Raw genomic sequence first — 4,295 nt, forward strand, 5'->3', positions numbered from 1 at the left:
GGCCAGCGGTCCAGCACCATGCGGCCGATCACGGTCAGCGGCACGAGCTCTTCGGGAATCAGCTTGGTGGGATCGAGATGATCGAACGGGAAGGCGTCCGCCTGTTYTTCGCTGAACAGCTGCACGGCCAGCTCCCACTCCGGGAAGTCGCCCTTCTGGATGGCCTCGAACAGGTCGCGGCGGTGGAAGTCGTTGTCGGCGGCCTGCAGCTTCACCGCCTCGTCCCAGACGGTCGACTGGATGCCCAGCTTGGGCCGCCAGTGGAACTTGACGAAGGTGCTGTTGCCCTTGGCATCCAGCAGGCGGAAGCTGTGCACGCCGAAGCCTTCGATCATCCGCAGCGAACGCGGAATCGTGCGGTCGCTCATCGCCCACATGATCATGTGGAAGGCTTCCGGTGTCAGCGAGATGAAATCCCAGAACGTGTCGTGCGCGCTGCCGGCCTGCGGGTAGCCGCGGTCGGGTTCCATCTTCACCGAATGCACCAGATCCGGGAACTTCATCGCGTCCTGGATGAAGAACACCGGGATGTTGTTGCCCACCAGGTCCCAGTTGCCCTCCTGCGTGTAGAACTTCACCGCGAACCCGCGTACGTCGCGCGGCGTGTCGACCGAGCCCGCGCCGCCGGCCACCGTGGAGAAGCGGCAGAAGACGGGAGTGCGCACGCCGGTTTCGGTGAGCACGCGCGCGGTGGTGTACTTCTTCAGCGACTTCGTCAGTTCGAAGTAGCCATGCGCGCCGGTACCACGTGCATGCACGATGCGCTCGGGGATGCGCTCGTGGTCGAAGTGGGTGATCTTCTCGCGCAGGATGAAGTCTTCCAGCAGCGTGGGGCCGCGGTCGTGCGCGCGCAGCGAGTTCTGGTTGTCGCTGACCGGGATGCCCTGGTTGGTGGTCAGCGGCGGATGCTTGCCGCCCGCGCTGAAGTGGAGTTCGCCGCCTTCGCCGCGCGCCGCGTTGTCGGCCGTGGGGCGGGGGGAAGATTTCGCGGGGGATTTGCGCGCAGCCATCGGGGGTCTCCTGGACGACGTGGGGGCCACTCGGGGTGGCCAGTCGCATCATCGTCGTGGCCGCGTGCAGGCCGCGTTAGGAGCGGTTGACGACGTGCACACGCACGGTCGCGGACACTGGCTGTCCGCATCCGGTGGCATCACTGCCGCCCTGTCCACGGGAGTTGACGCAATGGAAACCAACGAACTGCATCGCGGCCGCCTGATCGACCACATCCAGCTGGTCGTACGCGACCTGGAGGCCAGCAAGACCTTCTACCGCGCCGTGTTCGACGTGCTCGGCGTTCCGATGGGCGGYGAGGACGCGAGCTACTTCTGGGCCGATGAGCTGTTCGTCTCCACCGCCGGCAGCGAAGCGGCGGACGGCAAGCTCACGGGGCGCCACCACATCGCGTTCCAGGCGCAGGATCGCGCGATGGTCGATCGCTTCCACGAGGTCGCGCTGGCGCATGGCGGCACGGACAACGGCGCGCCGGGCCTGCGCGACTACCATCCCGGCTACTACGGCGCGTTCGTGCTCGACCCGGATGGCAACAACATCGAAGCGGTGTACCACGGCGAAGCGAGGCGCAGTGCGGCGTCGGTGAAGGTGGAGTTCTAGGGCTTGCTGATGCCTTCTCCCCGCGAGGCGGGGAGAAGGTGCCCGGAGGGCGGATGAGGGGCAAGCGCCGAACGCGGAAACACCATGAGGATGTTTCGTTCGCGCGGGTTCCGTTCGCCCCTCACCCGCCTTCGGCACCCTCTCCCCGCTGACGCAGGGAGAGGGGAACGGCGCTTGCACACGCGGGGTTACAGAAACATCCCACCCGACGCCTCGATGCGCTGCGCGTTGACCCAGCGGTTGGCCGGCGACAGCAGCGAGGCGACCACGCCACCGATGTCGTCGGGCACGCCGACACGGCCGAGTGCCGTCTGCGAGGCGACGAACGCATTGAGCTGCGCGTTGTCGCGCACGGCGCCGCCGCCGAAGTCGGTTTCGATGGCGCCCGGCGCGACGATGTTCACCGCGATACCGCGCGCGCCCAGTTCCTTCGCCTGGTAGCGCGTCAGCACTTCCATCGCACCCTTCATCGCCGCATACGCCGCGTAGCCGGGCAGGGCGAAGCGCGCCAGGCCGGACGAGATGTTGATGATGCGCCCGCTATCGGCGAGCACCGGCAGCAGCGCCTGGGTCAGGAAGAATGGTCCCTTGAAGTGCACGTCGACCAGCGCATCGAACTGCGCGCGCGTGGTTTCGGCGAAGCCCGCATGCACGCCCATGCCGGCGTTGTTGACCAGGTGGTCGACACGTTCGCGGCCCCAGGCGGTGAGGCGGGCACGCACGGCATCGGCGAAGGCGTCGAAGGTATCGCTCTGGCCGACGTCCAGCGGCAGCGACGCGGCACGTTGGCCGAGGGCTTCGATCTCGGCGACGACGGCTTCGGCTTCCGCCTGCTGGCTGCGGTAGGTGATCAGCACGTCGTGGCCCTGGCGGGCGACGGCCAGCGCCATGTTGCGGCCCAGGCCGCGGCTGCCGCCGGTGATGAGGGTGAGGGGGGAGGTGGTCGGGGTCATGGCAGGTCTCCAGTCGGGGAAGGCGGTGGATTCACCGTGGAGGCACTGTATTGGGCGGGATTGGGCGGATAAATCGGCTTAGACTGATTGGACCGTTCGCCAAGAGCGAACAATCGCCGGAGCCGCCATGAACCGCCTCGATGCCATGCAGGCCTTCGTCCGGGTCGCCGAGATGGCCAGCTTCACCCGTGCCGCCGACAGCCTGGGCCTGCCCAAGGCCAGCGTCTCCACCGCCGTGCAGCAGCTGGAAGCCTGGCTGGGCACACAGCTGCTGCACCGGACCACGCGGCGCGTGCAGCTCACCCAGGACGGGCAGGCCTTCTACGAGCGCTGCCAGGACCTGCTGGCCGACATGGACGAGGTGCAGCACCTGTTCGCGCGCTCGCCGCAGGCGTTGCGCGGCCGGTTGCGGGTGGACATGCCGGCGCGCTTCGCACGGCACTTCGTGCTGCCGCACCTGCCGGCGTTCCTGCACGAGCATCCGCAGCTCGCGCTGGAACTGAGCTGCACCGACCGCCGCGTCGATGTCGTGCGCGAAGGCTTCGATTGCGTGCTGCGCGTGGGCACGCTGGCCGATACCAGTCTGATCGCGCGGCCGCTGGGCCAGTTGCGCGTGGTGACCTGCGCGAGCCCGGCGTACCTGCAACGCCATGGCGTGCCGCAGTCGCCGGACGATCTGCATGCGCATCGGCTGATCCATTACTCCAGCCAGTTCGGCGGCAAGCCCGATGGGTGGGAATACTGGGACGGCACGCGCTACGCCAGCGTGCCGATGGAAGGCGCGCTGACGGTCAACAGTTCCGATGCGTACGAAGCGGCGTGCATCGCCGGCCTGGGCCTGATCCAGGCGCCGGTCGCGGGCCTGCGCACGCTGGTGGAACAGGGGCTGCTGGAGGAGGTGCTGCCGCAATACGCCGCGGAGCCGATGCCGGTGACGCTGCTGTACGCGCATCGCCGCCACCTGCCGCAGCGCGTGCAGGCCTTCATGGCGTGGCTGACGGAGACGACGCGGCCTTATCTGGATGCATGATCGCGACGCGTAGCGCGATTACACCGTCTGGCGGTCGCGTGCGTCGGCGGTGGCGCGGTGTTTCACCAGCGCACGGAAGAACGGGCCGGTGAGCAGCGTCGACAACACGGCCAGGGTGACCAGCGCGGCGAAGGCGTGTTCGGACAGCAGGCCCTTGTCGCGCAGGATGGTGGCCGCGACGATTTCCATCAGGCCCTTGCATTGCAGCAGCGCGCCGACCGCGAGCGCATCGCGGCGCGACAGCGTGGCAGACGGCGGGCAGGTGATCACCGCGACCAGTTTGGCGGCCACCGCCACCACCAGCAGCGCGAGCGAGGCCTGCAGCGAAGCCCAGCCCAGCACGCTGCCATCGATCTTCAAACCGCTGTGGCCGAAGAACAGGGGGGCGATGCCGATCAGGGCTATCTGGCCGACGCGTTCGACCGGCACGCGACGCGACCAGGCCGGCGGCACCATCGCGCCGCCGAAATACGCACCGAGCAACGCATGCAGGCCGAGCTGGGAACTGGCCCATGCACCGGCGACGAGGAACAGCGGCAGCGCCATCCACATCGCCCACGCCGGCGGTACCGCCTGCGCGCGCTGCGCCAGCCGGCCTGCGAAGGCGAGCACCACGAGCGTGCCGATCGCGAGTGCGGTGACCAGTGATGCACTGGCGAGCAGTGAGCCGCCTTCCGCCGCGAGCAACAGCAGGGCTAGTC

At 68.3% G+C, this 4,295-nt stretch carries 5 protein-coding genes; 2 read left to right on the forward strand and 3 right to left on the reverse strand.

Features of this window, described 5'->3' with window-relative positions:
- A partial coding sequence (locus AC04L7_RS13205) for a catalase (protein ID WP_475513171.1) occupies nt 1–1,010 on the reverse strand: 1,010 nt, incomplete at its 3' end.
- Between the two features lie 172 nt (nt 1,011–1,182).
- Between AC04L7_RS13205 and AC04L7_RS13210 the strand changes: the two genes are divergently transcribed.
- Nucleotides 1,183–1,611 (forward strand): VOC family protein, encoded by a 429-nt coding sequence (locus tag AC04L7_RS13210; protein ID WP_435997559.1) that lies wholly within the window; start codon nt 1,183–1,185, stop codon nt 1,609–1,611.
- Nucleotides 1,612–1,799: 188 nt separating this feature from the next.
- Here AC04L7_RS13210 and AC04L7_RS13215 read toward each other — a convergent pair whose 3' ends face one another.
- On the reverse strand, nt 1,800–2,564 hold the full coding sequence (locus AC04L7_RS13215) for an SDR family NAD(P)-dependent oxidoreductase (protein WP_435997561.1): 765 nt from the start codon (nt 2,562–2,564) through the stop codon (nt 1,800–1,802).
- A gap of 127 nt (nt 2,565–2,691) precedes the next feature.
- On the opposite strand from AC04L7_RS13215, the gene AC04L7_RS13220 reads away from it, so the two are divergent.
- A complete protein-coding gene (locus AC04L7_RS13220; RefSeq protein ID WP_435997563.1) occupies nt 2,692–3,594 on the forward strand; it encodes a LysR family transcriptional regulator in 903 nt (300 codons plus the stop codon).
- An 18-nt stretch (nt 3,595–3,612) separates the two neighbouring features.
- Here AC04L7_RS13220 and AC04L7_RS13225 read toward each other — a convergent pair.
- Nucleotides 3,613–4,295: cation:proton antiporter domain-containing protein (locus AC04L7_RS13225; protein ID WP_475513172.1), on the reverse strand; the 683-nt coding region annotated here is incomplete at its 5' end.

Source organism: Pseudoxanthomonas sp. LjRoot204_2, assembly GCF_056175765.1.